The 20,160-nt window shown below is 69.7% G+C and carries 17 protein-coding genes and 3 pseudogenes; 9 read left to right on the top strand and 11 right to left on the bottom strand.

Features of this window, described 5'->3' with window-relative positions:
* Positions 1 to 212 precede the first annotated feature (212 nt).
* The 4 genes from Phou_RS56205 to Phou_RS29360 are packed head-to-tail and all read right to left on the bottom strand — an operon-like array spanning position 213 to position 2,674.
* Positions 213 to 518, bottom strand: a complete 306-nt coding sequence (locus Phou_RS56205; RefSeq protein WP_503827010.1) for an archaeosortase/exosortase family protein — start codon at positions 516 to 518, stop codon at positions 213 to 215.
* Positions 448 to 1,200 carry an ABC transporter permease gene (locus Phou_RS29365; RefSeq protein ID WP_246273944.1) on the bottom strand — a complete coding sequence of 251 codons (753 nt, stop codon included), beginning with the start codon at positions 1,198 to 1,200 and terminating at the stop codon, positions 448 to 450. The genes Phou_RS56205 and Phou_RS29365 overlap by 71 nt, the downstream gene beginning before the upstream one ends.
* A complete protein-coding gene (locus tag Phou_RS53170; protein ID WP_246273943.1) occupies positions 1,197 to 1,403 on the bottom strand; it encodes a hypothetical protein in 207 nt (68 codons plus the stop codon). The genes Phou_RS29365 and Phou_RS53170 overlap by 4 nt, the downstream gene beginning before the upstream one ends.
* Positions 1,388 to 2,674, bottom strand: a complete 1,287-nt coding sequence (locus Phou_RS29360) for a DUF1349 domain-containing protein (RefSeq protein ID WP_246273942.1) — start codon at positions 2,672 to 2,674, stop codon at positions 1,388 to 1,390. Before Phou_RS29360 ends, Phou_RS53170 begins: the two co-directional genes overlap by 16 nt.
* Before the next feature lie 100 nt (positions 2,675 to 2,774).
* Between Phou_RS29360 and Phou_RS29355 the strand changes: the two genes are divergently transcribed.
* From Phou_RS29355 to Phou_RS55730, 3 genes are read left to right on the top strand one after another with little or no spacing between them, the layout of a single operon-like run.
* A complete protein-coding gene (locus Phou_RS29355) occupies positions 2,775 to 3,437 on the top strand; it encodes a response regulator transcription factor (RefSeq protein ID WP_173061673.1) in 663 nt (220 codons plus the stop codon).
* Positions 3,434 to 4,288, top strand: a complete 855-nt coding sequence (locus Phou_RS29350) for a sensor histidine kinase (protein ID WP_218579253.1) — start codon at positions 3,434 to 3,436, stop codon at positions 4,286 to 4,288. Before Phou_RS29355 ends, Phou_RS29350 begins: the two co-directional genes overlap by 4 nt.
* Before the next feature lie 47 nt (positions 4,289 to 4,335).
* Positions 4,336 to 4,512: an ATP-binding protein gene (locus tag Phou_RS55730; RefSeq protein ID WP_371872208.1), complete on the top strand. Its 177-nt coding sequence runs from the start codon at positions 4,336 to 4,338 to the stop codon at positions 4,510 to 4,512.
* Positions 4,513 to 5,024: 512 nt separating this feature from the next.
* Here Phou_RS55730 and Phou_RS55725 read toward each other — a convergent pair.
* Both Phou_RS55725 and Phou_RS29340 read right to left on the bottom strand, forming a co-directional pair.
* A pseudogene (locus Phou_RS55725) lies at positions 5,025 to 5,558 on the bottom strand (ABC transporter permease); the annotation flags it as partial.
* A gap of 29 nt (positions 5,559 to 5,587) precedes the next feature.
* On the bottom strand, positions 5,588 to 6,571 hold the full coding sequence (locus Phou_RS29340) for an ATP-binding cassette domain-containing protein (protein ID WP_425571221.1): 984 nt from the start codon (positions 6,569 to 6,571) through the stop codon (positions 5,588 to 5,590).
* An 83-nt stretch (positions 6,572 to 6,654) separates the two neighbouring features.
* Here Phou_RS29340 and Phou_RS29335 point away from each other — a divergent pair, with 83 nt between their 5' ends.
* Together Phou_RS29335 and Phou_RS29330 are read left to right on the top strand one after the other, a co-directional pair.
* Positions 6,655 to 6,999, top strand: coding sequence for a PadR family transcriptional regulator (locus tag Phou_RS29335; protein WP_173061669.1), 345 nt, complete (start codon positions 6,655 to 6,657; stop codon positions 6,997 to 6,999).
* The gene (locus tag Phou_RS29330; protein WP_173061666.1) at positions 6,981 to 7,556 is read left to right on the top strand and encodes a hypothetical protein; all 576 of its coding nucleotides are present in this window, start codon (positions 6,981 to 6,983) and stop codon (positions 7,554 to 7,556) included. Before Phou_RS29335 ends, Phou_RS29330 begins: the two co-directional genes overlap by 19 nt.
* 335 nt (positions 7,557 to 7,891) lie before the next feature.
* Here Phou_RS29330 and Phou_RS29320 read toward each other — a convergent pair whose 3' ends face one another.
* The 4 genes from Phou_RS29320 to Phou_RS29305 are packed head-to-tail and all read right to left on the bottom strand — an operon-like array spanning position 7,892 to position 11,526.
* The gene (locus Phou_RS29320; RefSeq protein ID WP_246273941.1) at positions 7,892 to 9,229 is read right to left on the bottom strand and encodes an MFS transporter; all 1,338 of its coding nucleotides are present in this window, start codon (positions 9,227 to 9,229) and stop codon (positions 7,892 to 7,894) included.
* 1 nt (position 9,230) lies between these two features.
* The gene (locus tag Phou_RS29315) at positions 9,231 to 10,643 is read right to left on the bottom strand and encodes an FAD-dependent oxidoreductase (protein WP_173061660.1); all 1,413 of its coding nucleotides are present in this window, start codon (positions 10,641 to 10,643) and stop codon (positions 9,231 to 9,233) included.
* A 41-nt stretch (positions 10,644 to 10,684) separates the two neighbouring features.
* Positions 10,685 to 11,182, bottom strand: a complete 498-nt coding sequence (locus Phou_RS29310; RefSeq protein ID WP_173061658.1) for a GNAT family N-acetyltransferase — start codon at positions 11,180 to 11,182, stop codon at positions 10,685 to 10,687.
* Positions 11,179 to 11,526, bottom strand: coding sequence for an ArsR/SmtB family transcription factor (locus Phou_RS29305; protein ID WP_173061655.1), 348 nt, complete (start codon positions 11,524 to 11,526; stop codon positions 11,179 to 11,181). Before Phou_RS29305 ends, Phou_RS29310 begins: the two co-directional genes overlap by 4 nt.
* Positions 11,527 to 11,678: 152 nt before the next feature.
* On the opposite strand from Phou_RS29305, the gene Phou_RS29300 reads away from it, so the two are divergent.
* From Phou_RS29300 to Phou_RS29285, 4 genes and pseudogenes are all read left to right on the top strand, one after another.
* Positions 11,679 to 12,008: a hypothetical protein gene (locus tag Phou_RS29300; protein WP_173061652.1), complete on the top strand. Its 330-nt coding sequence runs from the start codon at positions 11,679 to 11,681 to the stop codon at positions 12,006 to 12,008.
* Between the two features lie 327 nt (positions 12,009 to 12,335).
* Positions 12,336 to 14,794 (top strand): annotated as a pseudogene (locus Phou_RS29295) (non-reducing end alpha-L-arabinofuranosidase family hydrolase).
* Positions 14,795 to 14,926: 132 nt separating this feature from the next.
* Positions 14,927 to 16,270, top strand: coding sequence for a poly(ethylene terephthalate) hydrolase family protein (locus tag Phou_RS29290; RefSeq protein ID WP_173061649.1), 1,344 nt, complete (start codon positions 14,927 to 14,929; stop codon positions 16,268 to 16,270).
* 396 nt (positions 16,271 to 16,666) lie between these two features.
* Positions 16,667 to 18,069 (top strand): annotated as a pseudogene (locus Phou_RS29285) (extracellular catalytic domain type 1 short-chain-length polyhydroxyalkanoate depolymerase).
* A 1,533-nt stretch (positions 18,070 to 19,602) separates the two neighbouring features.
* Here Phou_RS29285 and Phou_RS29280 read toward each other — a convergent pair.
* Complete coding sequence (locus Phou_RS29280; RefSeq protein ID WP_173061646.1) at positions 19,603 to 19,806, bottom strand: hypothetical protein; 204 nt, start codon at positions 19,804 to 19,806, stop codon at positions 19,603 to 19,605.
* Positions 19,807 to 20,160 lie beyond the last annotated feature (354 nt).

Raw genomic sequence — 20,160 nt, 5'->3', positions numbered from 1 at the left:
TCGTCTGCTGCCGTTGTAGGGGCAGCAAACGACCACGATCTGACGGCACCCGGGGTTGGGGTGAGCTCGCCCCACCGCGGGGGGTGAGGCCGCGGGAGCAACGGTCCGGACCACGACGGACGCCGCGGTGGCTCGGATCAGGTTCGAATTGGATCCTCTGAAACGGCTACCACGACCGCACCCCACCCTGACGGCGAAAGGTCTCTAGGCGGCTAATACCAGTATCGGCGGCCGAAGACCGGCCGGTTGACGGAGCCGAGCAGCATCAGCACGGCGCCGACCACGAGCAGGATGATGCCGATCGTCGTCAGGATGCCGATCCCCGTCAGCCATCCGATCAACGTGAGCACAAGACCCAAAATCAACACTTCGACTCCCGGGGGATGAGGTTGAGTAGTACGCCGCCTCAGTACCCAAATGGTCAGTCGGGGAAAACCCCTGGTCGGGTCAGGTATCGCGGAACCGGAGCAGGAACGTGCCGGCCAGGAGTGCCCCCACGGACCAGGCGGCTGCCACACCGAGCCCGGCCCACGGGCCGATGGGTAGGTGGCGCAGGTCGCCCGTGGCCTGGATGGCCAGCCCCGCGCTCATCGGCGCCGCCCGCTCCAGCAGCCGCCGCAACTGCGGGTCGGCCACCGTCTGGGTGAGGATCGGCGGCAGGTAGAGCAGCCCGAGCACGGTCCCGATCGAGGCTGCCGAGTCCCGCACGACGGCGGCGACGCCGAGGCCGAGCAGGGCGATCAGGACAAGGTAGGCGACCGAGCCGGCGCCGGCCCGCAGGATCGGCCCCTCCAGCGGCAGGCGGTCGGGCAGGACGATCCGGGCGATCAGCAGGCAGGCGAACAGCGCCGAAGCGGCGACGGCGGCCACCGGGACGACGAGTACCAGCGCCTTGGCGGCCAGCACGACCGGGCGGTTGGGGATGGCGGTCAGCGTGGTGCCGATGAGCCTGGTGCTGTACTCGCCGCTGACGGCCAGGACGGCCAGCACCGCGATCGGGACCTGTCCCAGGTAGACGCCGCTGAGCGCGAGCCGGCCGGCGTCGAGGTCGCAGCCGGCGCGCGGGCAGGTGGCCAGCGCGCAGACCGCGGCGCCCAGTCCCACGGTGACGGCAGCGGTGATCAGCAGCAGCCATGCCGGGCCGGGCGTGGTGCGCAGCTTCGTCCACTCCGCGCGAATCGCTGCGAGCACGGTGCTCACGCGTCCCTGCGGTGGAGCACGGCGGCCGCCACCGCCAGGGCGACCAGCGCGTACCCGCACAGCACGGCCATGCCGGCCCAGGGTGGCAGGGGGTAGTAGCCGTACGCCGGGGTGTAGACGCTGTCTACCTGCGGGTGGCGGACGAGCGTCTGTTGAACGGCGAGGGCGGCGGCGGGCGTGACCCGGGTCAGCCACTGCGCCATCGGCGGGGCAGGAACGGGACCAGCGCCAGCAGGTAGGGCACGACGACGGCGACGATGACGATCGTGACCGCGGGGGCGCTGCGCCGCAGGATGGTGCCGACGCCCAGGGCGAAGACGGCGGCGAGGGCGAGCAGCGCGGCGGTGCCGACCTCGGCGCGGAGCAGCGCACCCGACGTGGCCGGAAACAGGTAGACGCCGAGGCCGCGGACCAGCCACGACCACAGCCGCACTGCGAGCACAGTGGTGACCAGGCTCGTGGTGAACGTGACGCCACCCAGCACGACCGCCTTGGCCAGCAGCACCCGACCCCGGCGGTTGCCGGCGCTCAGCGTGCTGTGGATCAGCCCGTACCGGTACTCCGTGGTGATCGTCAGGGTGGCCACCACGACGATGACGACCAGCGCCGGAAACGTCCCGAAGAGCAGGTCGTTGACCGCGGCGGCCGGGACGACGTCCACGCGTGCGGCCGGGGCGAGGTCGCCCGCTCCGGTCACCGTGAACCCGCCTCCGGACTGGGTGAACCCGCCGGAGCTGCCGGGCGGGTAGCCGGCGAAGGTGGCGGTGTCGGCTCCCATCTGGTCACCGCTCCAGCCGCCCGCGGGCCAGGCGCCTGATACCCGCGGCTCGCCGAACTCGGCCGTGGCGACATCGCTGGCCGTGCCGACTCCCCGCACATCCTGCGGGCAGGCGACGAACAGTCCAGCGTGGACGGTGTTGGCCAGCCCGGGCAGCCGGACCGTGCCGACCCGGCTCCACCGCGTACCGTCCGGCGACGCCTCGCCGGTGACCGTGTCGCCGGAGCGGGTCAGCCGCAGCCAGCGCATCGCTTCTCCGGGTGGCCCAGCCTTGTCGTGGATGTAGTCGTGCTGCATCCGTACCCCGTGGGCGCCGGTGACCATGACCGCCGCGTACCGTGCGCCGGGCGCGGAGCCGGCGGTGATGATCAGGCCGGCCTTCGCCCATGCCGCGGTCGCGCCGCCGTCCCTGGCGCTCAGCGAGGTCAGCGAGGTGACCGCGACGGTGATGTGGCCGTCGCCGGACAGCGGGCGGTGCACGAAGTAGAAGGCGGTGCTGACCGGTGCGCCGTCCGGCCCGATCGGGATCGGCCGCGCCCGCTCGGGCGCCCCACCGCCCAGCCCGGTGAGCGGAAACAGCACGATCAGCAGGGCCGCGACCGCGCTGCCGGCCACCCAGCCGGGTACCGACCGGAACTTGGTCCATTCCGCGCGCAGCAGGCGCGGCATCAGGGCGCGGCTCGTGGCTTCACTCATGGCTCGCTTTTGTACGCCGGCACCGGTCACGGCCCGGTACGTTGCGCTGTCACCGGGCTGTCACCGGCGAGCTGGCATCGTGTACCCCCATGGCGGCGGCATGAGGGTGCTGGTGGTGGAAGATCACCGCATGTTGAGCGGTCTGATCACGGCCGGGCTGCGCCGCGAGGCGATGGCGGTGGACGTCGCGCTCGACGGCCACGCGGCGCTGGCGCAGGTGGCCGTGACCCGCTACGACGTGGTGGTGCTGGACCGCGACCTGCCCGGCGTACACGGCGACGAGGTGTGCCGCCGCATCGTCGCCTCCGGATCGGGCACCCGGATGCTGATGCTGACCGCGGCGGGCACCGTCCGCGACCGGGTCGAGGGCCTCGACCTGGGCGCCGACGACTACCTGCCAAAACCCTTCGACTTCGCCGAGCTTGTCGCCCGGGTCCGCGCGCTCGGCCGCCGCTGCACGCCAGCACTGCCGCCGGTACTGGACAACGGCGACCTTTCGCTGGACCCCAACCGCCGGGTCGCCACACGCGGCGGGCGGCGGCTGGACCTCAGCCCGAAGGAGTTCGCGGTCCTCGCGCACCTGCTCGCCGCCGGCGGCCGCGTCGTCTCCGCCGAGGAGCTGCTCGAACGCGTCTGGGACGAGGCAACCGACCCGTTCACCACCACGGTGAAGACCACGATCGGACGACTGCGCGCCAAACTCGGCCAGCCACCGGCTATCCACACCGTCCGCGAGGGCGGGTACCGGACCGGTGAACCGTGACCGAGCCGGCGGCCCGCCCCCGGCTGCGGACCCGGCTGGCGCTCCTGCACGCCGGGCTGGCCTTCGCCTGCGGCGTGCTGCTGCTGGCCTTCGTCGACCTGCCGCTGCTGACCGCCGGCAACACCGCCCCCGGGCCGGCCGCCGGGCAGCCCGCCAACGCACAGGCCAGCAGCAACCTTCCCGAGGTGCTGCGGTACTCGGCGCTCGCGCTCATCGTCATCGCCGCGGTGTCGATCGCCGTGGGCTGGCTGATCGCCGGCCGCGCGCTGCGCCCCCTACGCGTGATCACCACCTCCGCCCGCACCATGTCGGCCGACGACCTGACCGGCCGCCTGCGGGTTCCGGCCGCCTACCGCGAGTTCACCGAGCTGGCCGACACCCTTGACGGCCTGCGGCAGCGGCTGCACGAGTCGTTCAGCGCGCAGCGGCAGTTCATCGCCAACGCCTCGCACGAGCTGCGCACACCACTGACCGTGCAACGGACCCTGCTCCAGCTCACCCTCGCCGACCCCGACGCCACCGCCGACACGTTGCGATCCGCCTGCACCGAGATGCTCGCCCTCGGCCAGCAGCAGGAACACCTCATCGAGGCGCTGCTCACCCTGGCCAGCGGCTATCAACCGATCGAACGCCGGGAACGCTTCGACCTGGCCGACCTGACCCGCAAGGTCGTGCTCGACCACCGCGCCCAGGCCCTCGGCCTGCGCGTGGACACCGCGCTCAACCCAACCGAGGTGACCGGCGACCCACGGCTTGTCGCAAGCCTCGTCACCAACCTTGTCGACAACGCGCTACGGCACAACAACCTGGGCGGAACCGTGGAGATCGCCACCGCGCCCCCGGCCGCCTGACGGTCAGCAACACGGGCGCGGCGATCACGCACGAGGACATCGACCGCATGTTCCAACCGTTTCAGCGCCTCGGCACCGACCGCACCGACCAGACCAGCGGGCACGGTCTCGGCCTGGCGATCGTCGCCGCCATCGCCCACGCACACCGCGCCCCGCTCGCCGCCCACCCCCGCCCGGGCGGCGGTCTGCACGTCACCGTCGACCTGCCGCCCGCGCCGATGTGAGCGGGTGTCCGGCTCCTGGCCTCCTTCTGGGCGTTTCTAAGCTGGGTCGGCGCCTGCCCTGAGCACCCGGTCGAGCGCCTGTTCGCCTCCGTCAAGAAGCTCCGGTGCGCCATTCTTGACGGCCTGCAGAATGCGTTCGAGGCGGCGTTGCAGGACGCCGCGGGTGGCGTTGCGCGGCAGGCGCAGAGTGCCCCGGGTCTCGGGAGGAGGCGTTCGATGGGCGGGTGCCCGGCGCCGACCACCGTCACTCGTCGACGACGGACGTCCGCTTCACCTGGCGGTGGTTCGTCGGTACCGGATCGCGGCCGCGGGCACGGTGACGGTGAGCATGCCCACGATCCAGGCGGTGGCGTGCCACAGGTGGGTGGCGGTGGGGCCGCCCAGGCACAGCGCGCGGAGGGCGTCGACGGTGGCGGTGATCGGGTTGAGGTTGGCGAAGGCTTGCAGCCAGCCGGGAAGGTCGCGACCGGGACGAAGGTGGAGCTGGTGAAGATCAGCGGGATGACGGCCAGCAGCCCGCCGGTGCCGGCCGCTTCCGGGTCGCGGACCAGCAGGCCGAGCAGGGCGAAGACCCACGAGAACGCGATCCCGACGCACAGCGCGAGACCGATGGCGGCGGCCGCGGCGGCGGGGCCGGCGTGGAAGCGGAACCCGATGGCGTACCCGACGCCGGTCATCAACGCCAGGACGAACAGGTTCCGGACGGTGTCGGCGGCGACCCGGCCGGCCAGCACGGCGGATCGGGCCACGGGCAGCGCCCGAAACCGGTCGATCATGCCGGTGGCCAGGTCGTCGGCGACGGCGACGGCGGTCTGTGAGGCGCCGAACGCGATAGCCAGCACCCACACGCCGGGCAGCAGGTAGTCGATGTACCGCTCGACGCCCGGCGGATGGACTGCGCCACCCCAGGCATAGGTGAACAGCAGCACGAACAGCACCGGCTGGGCGGTGGCGAAAGCGATCAGGGTAGGTACCCGGGTCAGCCGGCGCAGGTTCCGTCCGGCGATCGTGGCCACGTTCGCGGCCAGCCGCACCGGCCCTGCCATCGGTGTGGTGCGACCAGGCGCGGCGACGGTCATCGCATCCTCCCGTCGCCGTGCGCGTGGGTGGCCGCCGCGGTTGGTTGGCCGGTGAGGGTGAGGAAGACGTCGTCCAGGGTGCGACGGCGCAGCGTGAGGTCGGATATCCGCAGCCCGGTCGCGGCGAGGCGGGCGGCGAGCTCGGGTAGGACGGCCGGTCCGTCGGCGACCGGCAGCACGACCCGACCTGCCGCACTGTCCACAGTGGGTGACACGTCGGCGAGGCCGTGCAGGGCATCGGCGATGGTGCGCGGGTCGGTGCCGGGCGGTGCGCCCAGCTCGATGCGGTCGCCGCCGACGCGGGCCTTCAACTCATCGGGCGTGCCGGCCGCGATCACCGTGCCGTGGTCGAGCACCGCGATTTGGTCGGCGAGCCGGTCGGCCTCCTCCAGATACTGGGTGGTCAACACGACACTCGTTCCCCGAACCGCGAGCTCCTCGAGCAGCCGCCAGAGTTCGAGGCGGCCGCGCGGGTCCAACCCGGTGGTGGGCTCGTCCAGGAACAGCACGGCCGGCGCGGCGACCAGGCTCGCGGCGAGGTCGAGCCGGCGGCGCATCCCGCCCGAGTAGGTGCGGGCGGTCCGGTCCCCGGCGCTGTCCAGGCCGAGCGCGTCCAAGAGCTCGTCAGCGCGGTGGCGGGCCGCGGCGCGGCGCAGTCCTGCGAGCCGGCCGATCATTCGCAGGTTTTCTCGGCCGGTCAGGTAGCCGTCGACGGCGGCGACCTGGCCGGACAGTCCGATCGCCCCTCGCACCGCCCCCGCCTGACGCACGACATCGAGGCCGAGCACCCGCGCCTGCCCGCTGTCGGGGCGCAGCAGGGTTGTCAGGATCCGTACGACGGTGGTCTTGCCGGCGCCGTTCGGTCCGAGCAGCCCCAGGATGGCCCCGGTGGGCAGCCGCAGGTCGACACCGGACAGCGCGGTCACCACACCGAACCGCTTGACCAGCCCGCGCACCTCGACGGCCAGTTGTGGCGCCACGCAGACCACCACCCATAGCTAGGTTAACTACCTATAGGCGGGACAGTAGCATACCTACCTATCCGAGGGTTAGGCTCGCAGACGTGAAGGCCGACGCGCAGGCGCTCAAAGGGCATCTGGACGTGCTGCTGCTGGCCGCGCTGCAGGACGGTCCCCGGCACGGCTACGCGGTCAAAGAGGCCCTCAAAGCCGGTAGCGACGGCCGATTCGACCTACCCACCGGCACCATCTACCCCGCGTTGCATCGGCTCGAAGCCGCCGGCCTGATCGCCGGTTCCTGGTCGCAGGTCGACGGGCGTCGCCGCCGCACCTACCAGCTGACCGCCGCCGGACAACGGCGGCTGCGCACCGACCGCGACGGCTGGCGCGAGTTCGCTACCGCCGTCACCGCGCTGCTGGAGCGCAAGCCATGGCCGGCCACCAGCTGATCGACGCGCACCTGGCCGCCCTGGCCCGCCGGCTCCCCGCCGACGCGGTCGACGAGCTTGCCGACGGTCTGAACGAGACCTGGCAGCACCACCTGAGCGTCGGGCTGCCGCCCGCCGCCGCGGCCCGCGCCGCGATCGCCGAATTCGGCACGGTGCCTCAGATCGTCGCCGCGTTCGTGGCCCAGTCCCCCGGCCGCCGCACCGCCCGCCTGCTGCTGGCCACCGGGCCGCTGGTCGGCGGAAGCTGGGGCGCCAGCCTGCTCGTCGGCCAGGTCTGGGCGTGGCCCGTGCCCCCATTCGCGGCGGTCGCGTACGGCCTCCTACTGATCGTCGTTGTCGCCACCCTCCTCGCTGCGGCAACCAGCCGGCACGGCTACCGCCGGGCCCGCCTCGGCTGCATCGCCGGCGCGGCGCTCGCCGGCCTGGACCTGACGATGCTGGCCGCCGTCGCCCTGCTCGCTCCGGCCGTGGTGGCGCCTATGCTCCTGGCCGTTCCTGCCAGCCTCACCCGGATCGGCATCACCCTGCTGCGGCTTCCGAGAACCAACGCGACCTGACAGCGGTCCGTCGTGAACCTGCTCAGGGCCGGGTATGCCGGCAGCGTGGGTCCACCAATCATCCGATCGTCTCCAGCCTCACACTTGCCCGTCCTCCGCGCCGGCCTGCCGAGCAGACGACTGACAGGCTCGTCAACGCCCCGTCTTCGGCCGGCCGCCTGGGCTGGCCACCGACCGCGGGTGGGCCGATCGTTGGGACAGCCGCGTTGCAGGAGAAGGCGGCCTCGCCGGCGGGCGCCTGGCAAGCGGTACGAGGACTGGGTGCTGGACGACCCGGCCGGCCTGCCCGTGGAGCAGGTCCGCCCGGTCCGCGATGAGATCGAACGCCGCGTCCGTCAACTGCTGGACGAGTTCGGCGTCCCCTCCACCGTCTGACCGCCAATCCTGCCGGTGGATCGCTCGCCTGCGCCGACACCATCACGCAGCGGCGGCCCATCCAGCGTCGGCGGTGGTGACCAGGCGCGGGCCAGCATTCCGGCCGCGGCGAGAAGACAGACGGCTCCTACCACGACGAAGGTGGCCGGATAGCCGGCGACGGCCAGTAGCCCTGCCGCGCCCAGGGGCGCGGTGGCCTTGGCGACGGTGATCGGGGTGGCCAGGATGCCGCCGATGGTGCCGTAGGCGATGGTGCCGTACCGGTCGGCCAGTAGCGGCGGCTTGACCAAACTGACTACCCCGAACCCGAGTCCGAAGGCGACCACCGCCACCGCAGCGCCCACCGGGCTGCCGGCCACGATCGGCAAGGCGATCGCCGCGCCGGCCTGAATCACGAACACCACCGCGACCACCACGGGCAGCCGCAAACGCTGTTGCAACGCGGTCAGCAGCAGCCGCCCGGTCACTGAGAGCACCCCAAGCAGCCCGGCCACCGTCGCCGCGAACGTGATCGGATGTCCCTTGTGGACCAGCAGCCCCACCAGATGCAGCGTCATGGTGGCCATCGCCGCGCCGTGCGCGACGAACGCGACCGCCAACCACCAGAAGCGGCGATCCCCGAGGGCCGCGCGGACCACGGCCGCCCGCTGCTGCTTCGACGGCCGCCGCTGTGCCGCGAGCCGCGGCGGGGTACGGACGGTCAGCGCGTGCAGCGGAACGGTCACGGCACCGTGCAGGAGGGCGAGGATGAGCAGGGCGCTACGCCAGCCGTAGTTGTCCAGCAGCAGGCCGGTCAACGGCATGAAGATGGTGCTGGCGAACCCGGCCACGACGACGATCGCGAGCACCGCTTTGGCGCGCCGCTGTGGCGGGAACCAGGACACCACGACGGTGAGGGCTGGCTCGTACAGAACCATCGCGGTCGTGACCCCGATGCCGATGAGGACCGCGTAGAGCTGCGTCAGTGTGCGTACCTGCGACCAGGCCGCCACCAGGGCAGTGGCGGCGATCGAGCCGAGGGTCATCAGGGCGCGGCCGCCGTGCCGGTCCAGCCAACGGCCGACCGGGACGGCCATCGCCGCGCCGGCCAGCACCGAGGCTGTCATCGCCACGGTCACCGCCGCCGGCGAAGCGTCGAGCGCTTGGGCCATCGGTTGTAGCAGGACGGCGAAGGCGTAGTAGAGCACGCCGTACCCGACGGTCTGGGTGACCGCGAGCGCGGCGACCATCCGCCACGGTGAGCCCGGCGGCCGGCCACCTCGCGTTGGGCGGGTGGCCGGCGTGGCGTGGAGGCTCACGTCAGCAGGCGCACCCGCCGCCATGCTGCCCGTCCACACTGTCCTGCCCGAGGACGGGCAGCAGCGTCAGCGGCGCGGTGAGCAGACCGCCGCTGATCCCGGTCGCCAGACCGCGCCCGGACGGCGCCGCGGCGAGGGTGCCGCAGCAGCCGCCGGCGTCGGCGTCGATGCGGTCGCTGTCGGCGGTCGGGTTGCTGTTGCACACTCCGGTCTCGGGCAGGTCCAGCCGCACGTCGCGGGCCGCGTCCCAGTCGCCGGCCAGAGCAGCGACGACCGAGCGGGCCTGCTCGTAGCCGGTGGCCATCAGGAACGTCGGGGCGCGGCCGTAGCTCTTGACCCCGATCGCGTAGAAGCCGGGCTCGGGGTGGGCCAGTTCGTCGACGCCGTGCGGCGGAACGGTGCCGCAGGAGTGCAGGTTCGGGTCGATCAGCGGCGCGAGCGCGCGGGTGGAGCCGAGGATCGGGTCCAGGTCCAGGCGCAGCTCGCTGGTGAGGCCGTGATCGGGACGGAAGCCGGTCGCGGCGACGATCCGGTCCACTGTGTAGGTCCGGGTGCCGTCGGACACGGCCACGCGGTCACCGTCGGGGGCCAGGGAGTGGATGGCGAACCCGGTCACGAGTTCGACCGCGCCGGACTCGACGTGCGCGCGTAGCCGGCTGCCCAGTGCGCCGCGGGCTGGTAGGGCGTCGGCGGTCTCGCCGCCGTAGGTGCGGGCCGGGCTGGCCGAGCGGATCGCCCAGAGCACGGAGGTGCCGGGCTCCTGGACGGCGAGGTCGGCCAATGCGAGCAGGGTGTTGGCGGCGGAGTGGCCGGCGCCGGCGACCAGAGTGCGGCGGCCGGCGAACCGGTCCCGTTCGGTGCCGAGCACGTCCGGTAGGGCCTGCTCGATGTACGGGGCGGCGTTCGTTTCCCCGTGGGCGGGGATGCCGGAGGCGCCGAGGACGTTCGGGGTGGTCCAGGTGCCGGAGGCGTCGATTACGGCTCGGGCTAGCAGCTCCTGCCCGTCGGTGAGGCGAATCAGGAACGGCGCTGTCTCGCGGCCGGCGGTGCGGACGCGGTCCATGCCCTGGCGGGTGACGGCGACGACCTGGGCGCCGTAGCGCACGTGTGGCTTGAGGGCGGGCAGGTCGGCCAGGGGCTGCAGGTAGTCGGCGGCCAGGTGGGCGCCGGTCGGCAGCACGTCCGGGTCGGGCTCGACCCACTCTTGCTCAGTCAGCAGGCGGCGGGCCGCGGTGTCGATGTTGTACCGCCAGGGCGAGAACAGCCGCACGTGCCCCCACTGCCTGACCGACGCGGCCGGCCCGTCTCCCGCTTCCAGGACGGTGAAGGGCAGGCCGCGCTCGTGCAGGTGGGCGGCGGCGGCCAACCCGACCGGGCCGGCGCCGATGACCACGACCGGCAGATTGGTGTCCACAGTGGTGCTCCTATCTCGGTGATGCCCTGGATGAGTCTTGTTTAGGTGATGTGTGGGCTGCGGCGTTCGATGAGCACGACATCGCGCCACCAGCCGCCGTGCATGGCGTGCTGGCCGATCCGCTCCCGGACGCCGACCACGCGGAAGCCGGCCCGCCGGTGCAAGGCCAGGCTCGCGGTGTTCTCCGGAAACACGCCGGACTGGATGGTCCAGATCCCCGCCGCCTCGGTCGACGCGATCAGGGCTTCCAGCAGCACGCGGCCGACGCCGCAGCGCTGCGCGGCCGGGTCGACGTAAACGGAGTGTTCGACCACGCCCGCGTACACGCGACGGCTGGACACGGCCGAGACGGTGACCCAGCCGAGCACGGTGTCGTGGTCGTCGACCGCGACATACCGGTGCTCGGGCAGCTTGCTCGCGTCGAACGCCGACCAGGACGGCGCCACCGACTCGAAGCTGGCATGGCCGTAGTCCATGCCAGCCTGGTAGATGCGCAGAACGGCGGCGGCGTCCGCCTCGCCCATGGGTCGGATCTTCATCCGCACGCCTCCGCCGGAGGGGCGGGCGCCGGGTTGCCCATCACGACGTCGGCGGCGGACGGGAAGCACTGGATGCAGTTGCCGTTGATCCGGTAGTGCCGGGCGTTGCCGACCGGCTCGACCAGCACGAACCGCACCTCGGCCAGGATCTTCAGGTGCTGCGACACGGTCGACTGCGCCAGACCGACCGCGGCGACGATCTCGCCGACCGGCATCGGCCGGTCCTGCCGGGCCAGGTACTCCACGATCTGCACCCGGCTCGGGTCCGCCAAGGCCCGGAACCAGGACGCATACCGCTCCGCCACCTCGCGGTCCAACAGCTCGGCTGTCTGCGCTGTACTCATCTACCCGAAACCTCATCGTCTATCGCCGATCAACGATAAGAGTGTAGCGTTCGAGGTGGCGACGAACCAGACCGTGGCCACAACCAGGCCGGCGACCGGCAGGCTCCAGCCCTGGACCGCAGCTTGACCGCGCTCGTACCAGCGCTGCGCCGTTGTCGTCACCTCGGCGCAGCGATCACAGAACCGCACCCCTTCACCGCCCCGACGACGAGCCGTCCTTCGCCAACCAGCGGCTCCACCCGAGTGAGAGCCGCGACTTCTACTTCAAGTTCCTCGTCGGCATCGAGGAAGCCGGCTACAACCTGCTGCTGTTCACGGGGACACGGGACAGCCCGGGCCGTCGCAGCGCGTTCGCCAGCGGGTACAACATGCTGCCACTCGCCGATGGATCGATCATGGTCGGCGGTCAGGTGAAGAGTTACGGCCTGGTCGGCTGTGGGCCGGCTTCTGCAACGACACCGAAACTATCGGTCACGGGCTGAAACTATCGCTTGATATTCCCGCAAGTTTTTGAAACCCTGGAGACATCGATGAATGTGAGCGTTAACACGATCTCGGCTCATCGCTGACCCCACAGGCCGCCTCAAGCCCCATCGTTAGCGCCGCCTCGACTCACGCCGACGGTCGTGGGTCGAGACGGCCATGCCCGCCGATCAACCCCATCGCTCGGAGGTGTGCCTCGACCGACCGAAAAGCCCAGCGCTCTTAGCCGCAACCCGCGGGCTGTGGCAACTGGATCACTCACCGGTAGCTCGGTTTGCCCGACTTGTAGAAGAAAGCCTGCTTATCGCAATCGTTGGAGGATCCGTATGGTCTCCCGAACCCATCCCGCCGGGCGTCGGCTTCGAACGCCGTCAGTTTTCGGGGTCGCCGCGGTCGTTGTGGCTCTCGCCGTGTCCCTGCTTCCCAATCTCGCGCATGCCGCCGAGTCCACTCTGGGCGCGGCTGCGGCCCAGTCGAGCCGGTACTTCGGCGCCGCCGTCGCGGGTGGAAAGCTCGGCGACAGCGCGTACACCACGATCCTGAACCGCGAGTTCAACAGTGTCACCGCTGAGAACGAGATGAAGATCGATGCGACCGAGCCGCAGCAGAACAACTTTACGTTCGGCAACGCGGACCGGATCGTCAACCATGCGATCAGCCGGGGCTGGAAAGTACGCGGGCACACTCTGGCCTGGCACTCGCAGCAGCCGGGCTGGATGCAGAACATGTCCGGCACCACGCTGCGCAACGCGATGCTCAACCACGTCACCCGGGTGGCCACCTACTACCGCGGCAAGATCGACTCCTGGGATGTAGTGAACGAGGCGTTCGCCGACGGTAACAGCGGTGCGCGGCGTGACTCGAACCTGCAGCGCACCGGCAACGACTGGATCGAGGCCGCGTTCCGGGCCGCCGACGCGGCGGACCCGAGCGCGAAGCTCTGCTACAACGACTACAACACCGACAACTGGACCTGGGCCAAGACCCAGGCGGTCTACAACATGGTGCGCGACTTCAAGCAGCGTGGCGTGCCGATCGACTGCGTCGGGTTCCAGTCGCACTTCAACGCCAACTCACCGTATGACAGCAACTACCGCACCACGTTGTCCAGTTTCGCGGCGCTCGGCGTCGACGTGCAGGTCACCGAGTTGGACATCGAGGGTTCCGGCACGACGCAGGCCAATACGTACCGCACCGTGGTCAACGACTGCCTGGCGGTGGCCCGCTGCAACGGCGTGACCGTGTGGGGCGTGCGGGACTGCGACTCGTGGCGATCCAGCGGCACCCCGCTGCTGTTCGATTGCAACGGCAACAAGAAGGCCGCGTACAACTCCACGCTGGACGCGCTGAACAGCGCAACCCCCAACCCGACCACGCCGGGGCCCAACCCCACCACGCCGGGACCCACCGCTCCGCCCAGTTCCGCGAGCGAGATCGTTGGTGTCCAGTCGGGTCGGTGTATCGACGTACCCAACGCCTCACAGAGCAACGGCACCCGGGTGCAGCTCTACGACTGCAACAGGCAAGCCAACCAATCCTGGACATACACCTCGGGCAAGCAACTCCAGGTGTACGGCAACATGTGCCTGGACGCGGCCGGTTCCGGCAACGGTGCGGCGGTCCAGATCTACAGCTGCCACAGCCAAACCAACCAGCAGTGGAACGTCAACTCCAACGGCACCATCAGCGGCGTGCAGTCCGGACGATGCCTGGACGTCTGGAGCACGGCCAACGGCGCACAGATCCAGCTGTACGACTGCCACGGGCAAACCAACCAGCAGTTCACGCTCAGGTCCCTCGGCGGTTCCACCCAACCGCCGCCCACGACGGCCCCGCCGACGGCCACTGCCACGCCGAGCCCGACGCCGACAGGCGGGACGTGCAATTTGCCGTCGTCGTACCGCTGGAGCTCGACGGGTGCGTTGGCGCAGCCGCGGTCGGGGTGGGTGTCGCTGAAGGACTTCACCTACGCCCCCTACAACGGCCAGCATCTGGTCTACGGCACCACGCACGACACCGGAACGACGTGGGGGTCGATGAACTTCGGCCTCTTCTCGGACTGGAACCAGATGGGCTCGGCCAGCCAGAACGCCATGTCCTCCGCCACCGTGGCGCCGTCGCTGTTCTACTTCGCGCCGCGCAACATCTGGGTGCTTGCCTACCAGTGGGGTGGGACCGCCTTCTCCTACCGCACGTCGAGCAACCCCACGAACGCGAACGGATGGTCGGCCCAACAGACGCTGTCCACCGCGAGTATCTCCGACTCCGGCACCGGACCCATCGACCAGGCACTCATCGGCGATGACCAGAACATGTACCTCTTCTTCGCCGGGACAACGGCCGGATCTACCGGTCCAGCATGCCGATCGGGAACTTCCCCGGCAGCTTCGGCTCCAACTACACGACGATCATGACCGACACGACCAACAACCTGTTCGAAGGCGTGCAGGTCTACAAGCTCCAGGGCCAGAACCGGTATCTGATGATCGTCGAGGCGATCGGCTCCCAGGGCCGCTACTTCCGTTCGTTCACGGCCACCAGCCTGGGTGGCTCGTGGACCGCGCAGGCCACGTCCGAAAGCAACCCGTTCGCGGGCAAGGCCAACAGCGGCGCGACCTGGACCAACGACATCAGCCACGGCGAGCTGATCCGCAGCAACGCCGACCAGACCATGACCGTTGACCCCTGCAACCTGCAACTGCTCTACCAGGGACGGTCCCCCAACTCCGGCGGGGACTACGGCTTGCTGCCCTACCGGCCCGGCCTGCTCACTCTGCAGCGCTGACGATCGGACAACCCGGCGGGCTCGGCACAACCCGAGCCCGCCCGCTCCTCACTCACCCGCGGCACCGGAGGTACCGACAAATGCGAGGCCACACATACCACCCCCGCCCCCCGGGATACCCACACTGACCGAATGTTCCTCGGCCTCCGAGGACGGCTGCTCAAGCTCGCCGTGGCCGGGGTCGCGGTCACCCTCGGCCTGTTCACCATGGCGGTGACGACCGGGTCGGCGTCGGCCGCCGACAACCCGTACCAGCGGGGTCCGGACCCCACCCGGACCAGTGTCGCGGCCGTGAACGGGCCTTTCGCCAACACGTCGGTGAGCGTCCCGACCGGGTACGGCTTCAACGGCGGCAGGATCTACTACCCGACCGACACCAGCCAGGGCACCTTCGGAGCCATCGCGATCTCGCCGGGCTACACCGCGTTGTTCTCCGCCGAACTGGCCTGGATGGGGCCGTGGCTGGCCTCGCACGGCTTCGTCGTGATCGGCATCGAGACCAACAGCCGTAACGACTTCGATACGGCCCGAGGCACCCAGCTGCTCGCGGCGCTGGACTACCTGACGCAGCAGAGCCCGGTACGCGACCGGGTCGACCCCAACCGACTCGCCGTCTCTGGCCACTCCATGGGCGGCGGTGGGGCGCTGAGCGCAGCCATCCGGCGCTCGTCGTTGAAGGCAGTGGTCGGCATCGCGCCGTACTCGCCATCGTCGAACCTGGCCAACGACCGAGTACCCACGATGGTCTTCTCCGGGCAGGCGGACACGGTAGTCACCCCGTCCTACGCTACCGGCCTGTACAACAGCCTCCCGGCCACGACGGAAAGCGTCTACCTGGAGGTCGCCGGCGCGGATCACGGGTTCATGGTCGGACGGTCAAACCCGGTAATGATCCGCACCATGCTGCCGTTCGTCAAAATGTTCATCGACAACGACACCCGGTACAGCCAGTTCCTCTGCCCGCTGCTGGACTCCAGCGGCGTGGTCACCTACCGCAGCACCTGCCCGCTGCTGCCACCGGCGCCGACCCCCTCCAACACCGGGACGACCCCGCCGACCACGCCTCCGGTCACCCCCACCACTCCGCCCAGTTCCGCGAGCGAGATCGTCGGTGTCCAGTCGGGCCGGTGTATCGACGTGCCAAACGCCTCTCGTAACAACGGCACCCGGGTACAGCTCTACGACTGCAACAGGCAAGCCAACCAATCCTGGACATACACCTCGGGCAAGCAACTCCAGGTGTACGGCAACATGTGCCTAGACGCGGCCGGTTCCGGCAACGGTGCGGCGGTCCAGATCTACAGCTGCCACAGCCAAACCAACCAGCAGTGGAACGTCAACTCCAACGGCACCATCAGCGGCGTGCAGTCCGGACGATGCCTGGACGTCTGGAGCACGGCCAACGGCGCACAAATCCAGCTGTACGACTGCCACGGAGGAGCCAACCAGCGATTCAACCTCGTGCCCCGCACATAATGATCATGACTGATCCGGCGAACAACCTGTTCGAGGGTGTGCAGGACTACAAGCCGCGGGGCGAGGTCCAACGCACCTGAAACGGGCCGGACTGAAACGGGCGGGCCCGGCGTAGGGCCGGGCCCGCCCGGATCCAATGCCACGTGACCGGACGACCAACTCGTGGCCGGGCGGTTTCAGGGCGAGGTCACGCCCCGCATCCCCCGTCCCTCACCTGCGCCAGCCCGTGACCCGACCGGCGCCGTCAGCTGATCCATCCCGGCCCGGCTCGGTAGGTCCGAGCCGGGCCGGTTCGTCGCGCGGATCCGCATCTTCTGGGCGAGAACGTTGGGCATCTGATTGACGATCGTCAGCAGAGTGCCTAGTGTTGCATCAACGTCTATCTATGGAGGTGTCATGAAACAAACCAGGGCGGCGCTGGCTGGATTGGCCGGCTTCCTGCTCCTCGCCGTAGGTACTGTCGCCCTGTCCTCGCCCGCGTCCGCCGCGTCCCTGGTCGAGGTGACCAACTTCGGCAACAATCCCGGCGGCATGCGCATGCACATCTACGTGCCGGACAACCGTCCCGCTAACCCGGCGATCGTGGTCGCCATGCACGGCTGCGGCGGCTCGGGCCCCGGCTTCTACTCCGGCAGCGAGTTCGGCTCGCTGTCGAACCAGTACGGCTTCATCGTCATCTACCCGTCCGCCATGCAGGAAGCCGGCTTCGGCAAGTGCTTCGACACCTGGTCGGCCGCGTCCAAGCGGCGCGGCGGCGGCAGCGACCCCGTCTCCATCGAGTCGATGGTCAACTACGCCCGCACCCAGTACGGCGGGGACATCAACCGGGTCTACGCCACCGGCAGCTCGTCCGGCGGCATGATGACCCAGCACATGCTGGCCGTCTACCCCGACCTGTTCAAAGCCGGCGCGTCGTTCATGGGCGTCCCATTCGGCTGCTTCGACAACGCCGCCGCCTACCCGCCCGGCGGCCCGTGCACCAACGGCAGCATGAATAAAACCCCGCAGCAGTGGGGTGACCTGGTCCGCGGCGCCTACCCCGGCTACACCGGCGCTCGTCCGCCGATCCAGCTGTGGCACGGCACCAACGACACCCTCGTGCCGTACTCCCTGCTCCAAGAGTCAATAGAGCAGTGGACCAACGTGCACGGACTCAGCCAAACCCCCACCTCCACCGACACCCCGCAGGCCAACTGGAACCGCCGCCGCTTCGGCACCCAGGTCGAGGCCTACGCCATCCAAGGCGCCGGCCACAGCCTGCCATCGAGCGGCATGGCCCGCGTCGCCATCCAATTCTTCGGCCTCGACCGCGCCGCACCCACCACCCCACCGCCGACCGGCACGCCGACGCCGACCCCTCCAACACCGGGACGACCCCGCCGACCACGCCTCCGGTCACCCCCACCACTCCGCCCAGTTCCGCGAGCGAGATCGTCGGTGTCCAGTCGGGCCGGTGTATCGACGTGCCAAACGCCTCTCGTAACAACGGCACCCGGGTACAGCTCTACGACTGCAACAGGCAAGCCAACCAATCCTGGACATACACCTCGGGCAAGCAACTCCAGGTGTACGGCAACATGTGCCTAGACGCGGCCGGTTCCGGCAACGGTGCGGCGGTCCAGATCTACAGCTGCCACAGCCAAACCAACCAGCAGTGGAACGTCAACTCCAACGGCACCATCAGCGGCGTGCAGTCCGGACGATGCCTGGACGTCTGGAGCACGGCCAACGGCGCACAAATCCAGCTGTACGACTGCCACGGAGGAGCCAACCAGCGATTCAACCTCGTGCCGAGATAGTGCTGCTCTGCGGTCGGGTCGGGTCTGATCGCTGATCAAGACACCACCCGACCCGAGACCCCGTGACTCCCGTCCATCACCGTCGCTCGAGTTTGCGGGTGCCGAAACACCGTCCGTGCCAGGGCTGTCAAGTTGACGGCTCTGGCACGGAGACGGTTTGCGCCGTGAGGCGCTGTGGTTCGAGCGGAGGTGAGAGGCCGCCGCCTTTGGCCTGTTCCAGCAGGTTGGCCTTCGATGAGCACCGCCAGGCCGAAGTCAGCCACTGCCGTTGGCCAAATTCGGTGACCAGAAGGTTCGAGGGGCGCACGTCTCGGTCCAGTACTCCAGCCGTGTGCGCGGTCGCAAGTGCGTCTGCGATCTCGAATCCAACATCGCATGCTTCGCATCCGGTCCGCATATGAACCGGTGGAGTGGCGCCGCAGCTACAGGCGCCGTACTCCGTGGGATCCAAATCGAACGAGATCGCCGCAGCGGACGCATCGCGCGAAAAGATCGGCTCGCATGGTCCAACCGGGACCACCTGCGGTCGCGACGGGACCGTTGCCGAGATAGTCGTAGCCGCCGCCCAGGTCCTCGCCGCGCATCGATCACCTCACATCCGCCGCGGACCGCGCGTCGGCCGCGGATGCCAGCATGTCCTCACATTCGTCGCAACGCAGCCAACGGGCGAGTTCGCGCCAAGGAGGCTGTCCAGGCACAAGGACCAGACACTCCCATGGAAAGCCGCACAGTGCGTTGACATCGTCACGAGGCTGGAGATGGCAGGTGGCCGTCGGACTGTCCGGTTCGATGTCGTAGCGCAGCCGGCTCTGCGTCTCTCCGAAAACCGCCGTGAGGGCATGCCACCACCGATCTCGGGGCCATCCTAGGCGCTCGGTAGCAACGAGATGCTGCATGCCTGCATTATCGCAGGGCCGTCCAGTGTCTTACGCACAGGCCGCGATCTGCACGGTGCGGCCGCGTTGCGATGTCGATGTCGGCAGGAGTGGACGCGGTAATGCGGGGCCTGCCGCCGCGCGAATGACAAATGTCATCGCCATCAATGCAAACCTCACAGTTCTCTGGTGACCGGCACGATCTTGTTTGGTTGCTTGGCTGGCCTGACCATTTGTGCAGCGACGCCGTCGGCGTCCAGCGGCCGGGTCCTGGGTGGACAATGCGTCATTAGGGGAAGGCATAGCAAATGTTCAGATGGTCGTTATCCACACGTGCGGTGTCCATCGCGGTGATGGGCCTCGTCATGCTCGCTGCGGCTCCTGCGCATGCCGTGTCCGGCACCGTGGTGTCCGTGGTCTCCGCGGCCAACCCGGCGGTGGGCGCCCAGCTCAGCCCCGTCTCCGATCTGCTTGAACCGGTCTCCGCGATCAGCCAGCCGCTGCCCGGCGCGCCGACCCAGGCGCTGATCCAGGCCACCGGGCAGCTCTCCGCGGCGTTGGGTCTCCCTCAGGATCCGACCGTGGCGATCCAGCAGGCCGGGTTGCCACCGCAGATCGCCGGCCGGGTGGCCAACCTGCTACAGGATCTACTGGCCTGTCAGACGATCACCGCAGCGCACTTCGCTGGAGTGCCGGCCGAAGGCTTGGCGGCGCTGGTCGGCAACGGCACCGGCGTGAACCCGGCGGTACAGCCCTTGTTGCGCTCCTGCGCCGAAGACGTCTGGGCCAGCACCGGCGAGTTGGAGCTCACCATGGCAGCAGCGGCCACATGTAGCCCGCTCGGTACCCCCAGTCTGGACATTTGGCCGGTGCTGCGGCTGGAGAGCGGCTGTGATGACAACATCTACCCCAACGACTATCTGCTGCTGATCGACAATGGTGGCGCGGACACGTACCGCAACAACGTGGGCAGCAACATGGTCGACCTGAACTTCTCGCCCGCCGGCTCGGCAGTGACTGGGCTGCGCGGCACCGGCCCGGCCCGCGGCTGCCAGCGGGCGATCCCCGGCCTGACCGCCACCGACTGCGTGCCCACCGCCGCGGTCCTGCTCGACCTGCAGGGCAACGACACGTACGGGGTAAAGGAGACGCCCGATCACGACACCGGCTGCACCACCGACCTCCTGGTGCGGCGCATGATGACCGGCGGCGCCGG

The sequence above is a fragment of the Phytohabitans houttuyneae genome, assembly GCF_011764425.1.
GTDB classification, from domain to species: Bacteria; Actinomycetota; Actinomycetes; order Mycobacteriales; family Micromonosporaceae; genus Phytohabitans; species Phytohabitans houttuyneae.
This window is presented reverse-complemented; position numbering and strand designations above follow the sequence as displayed.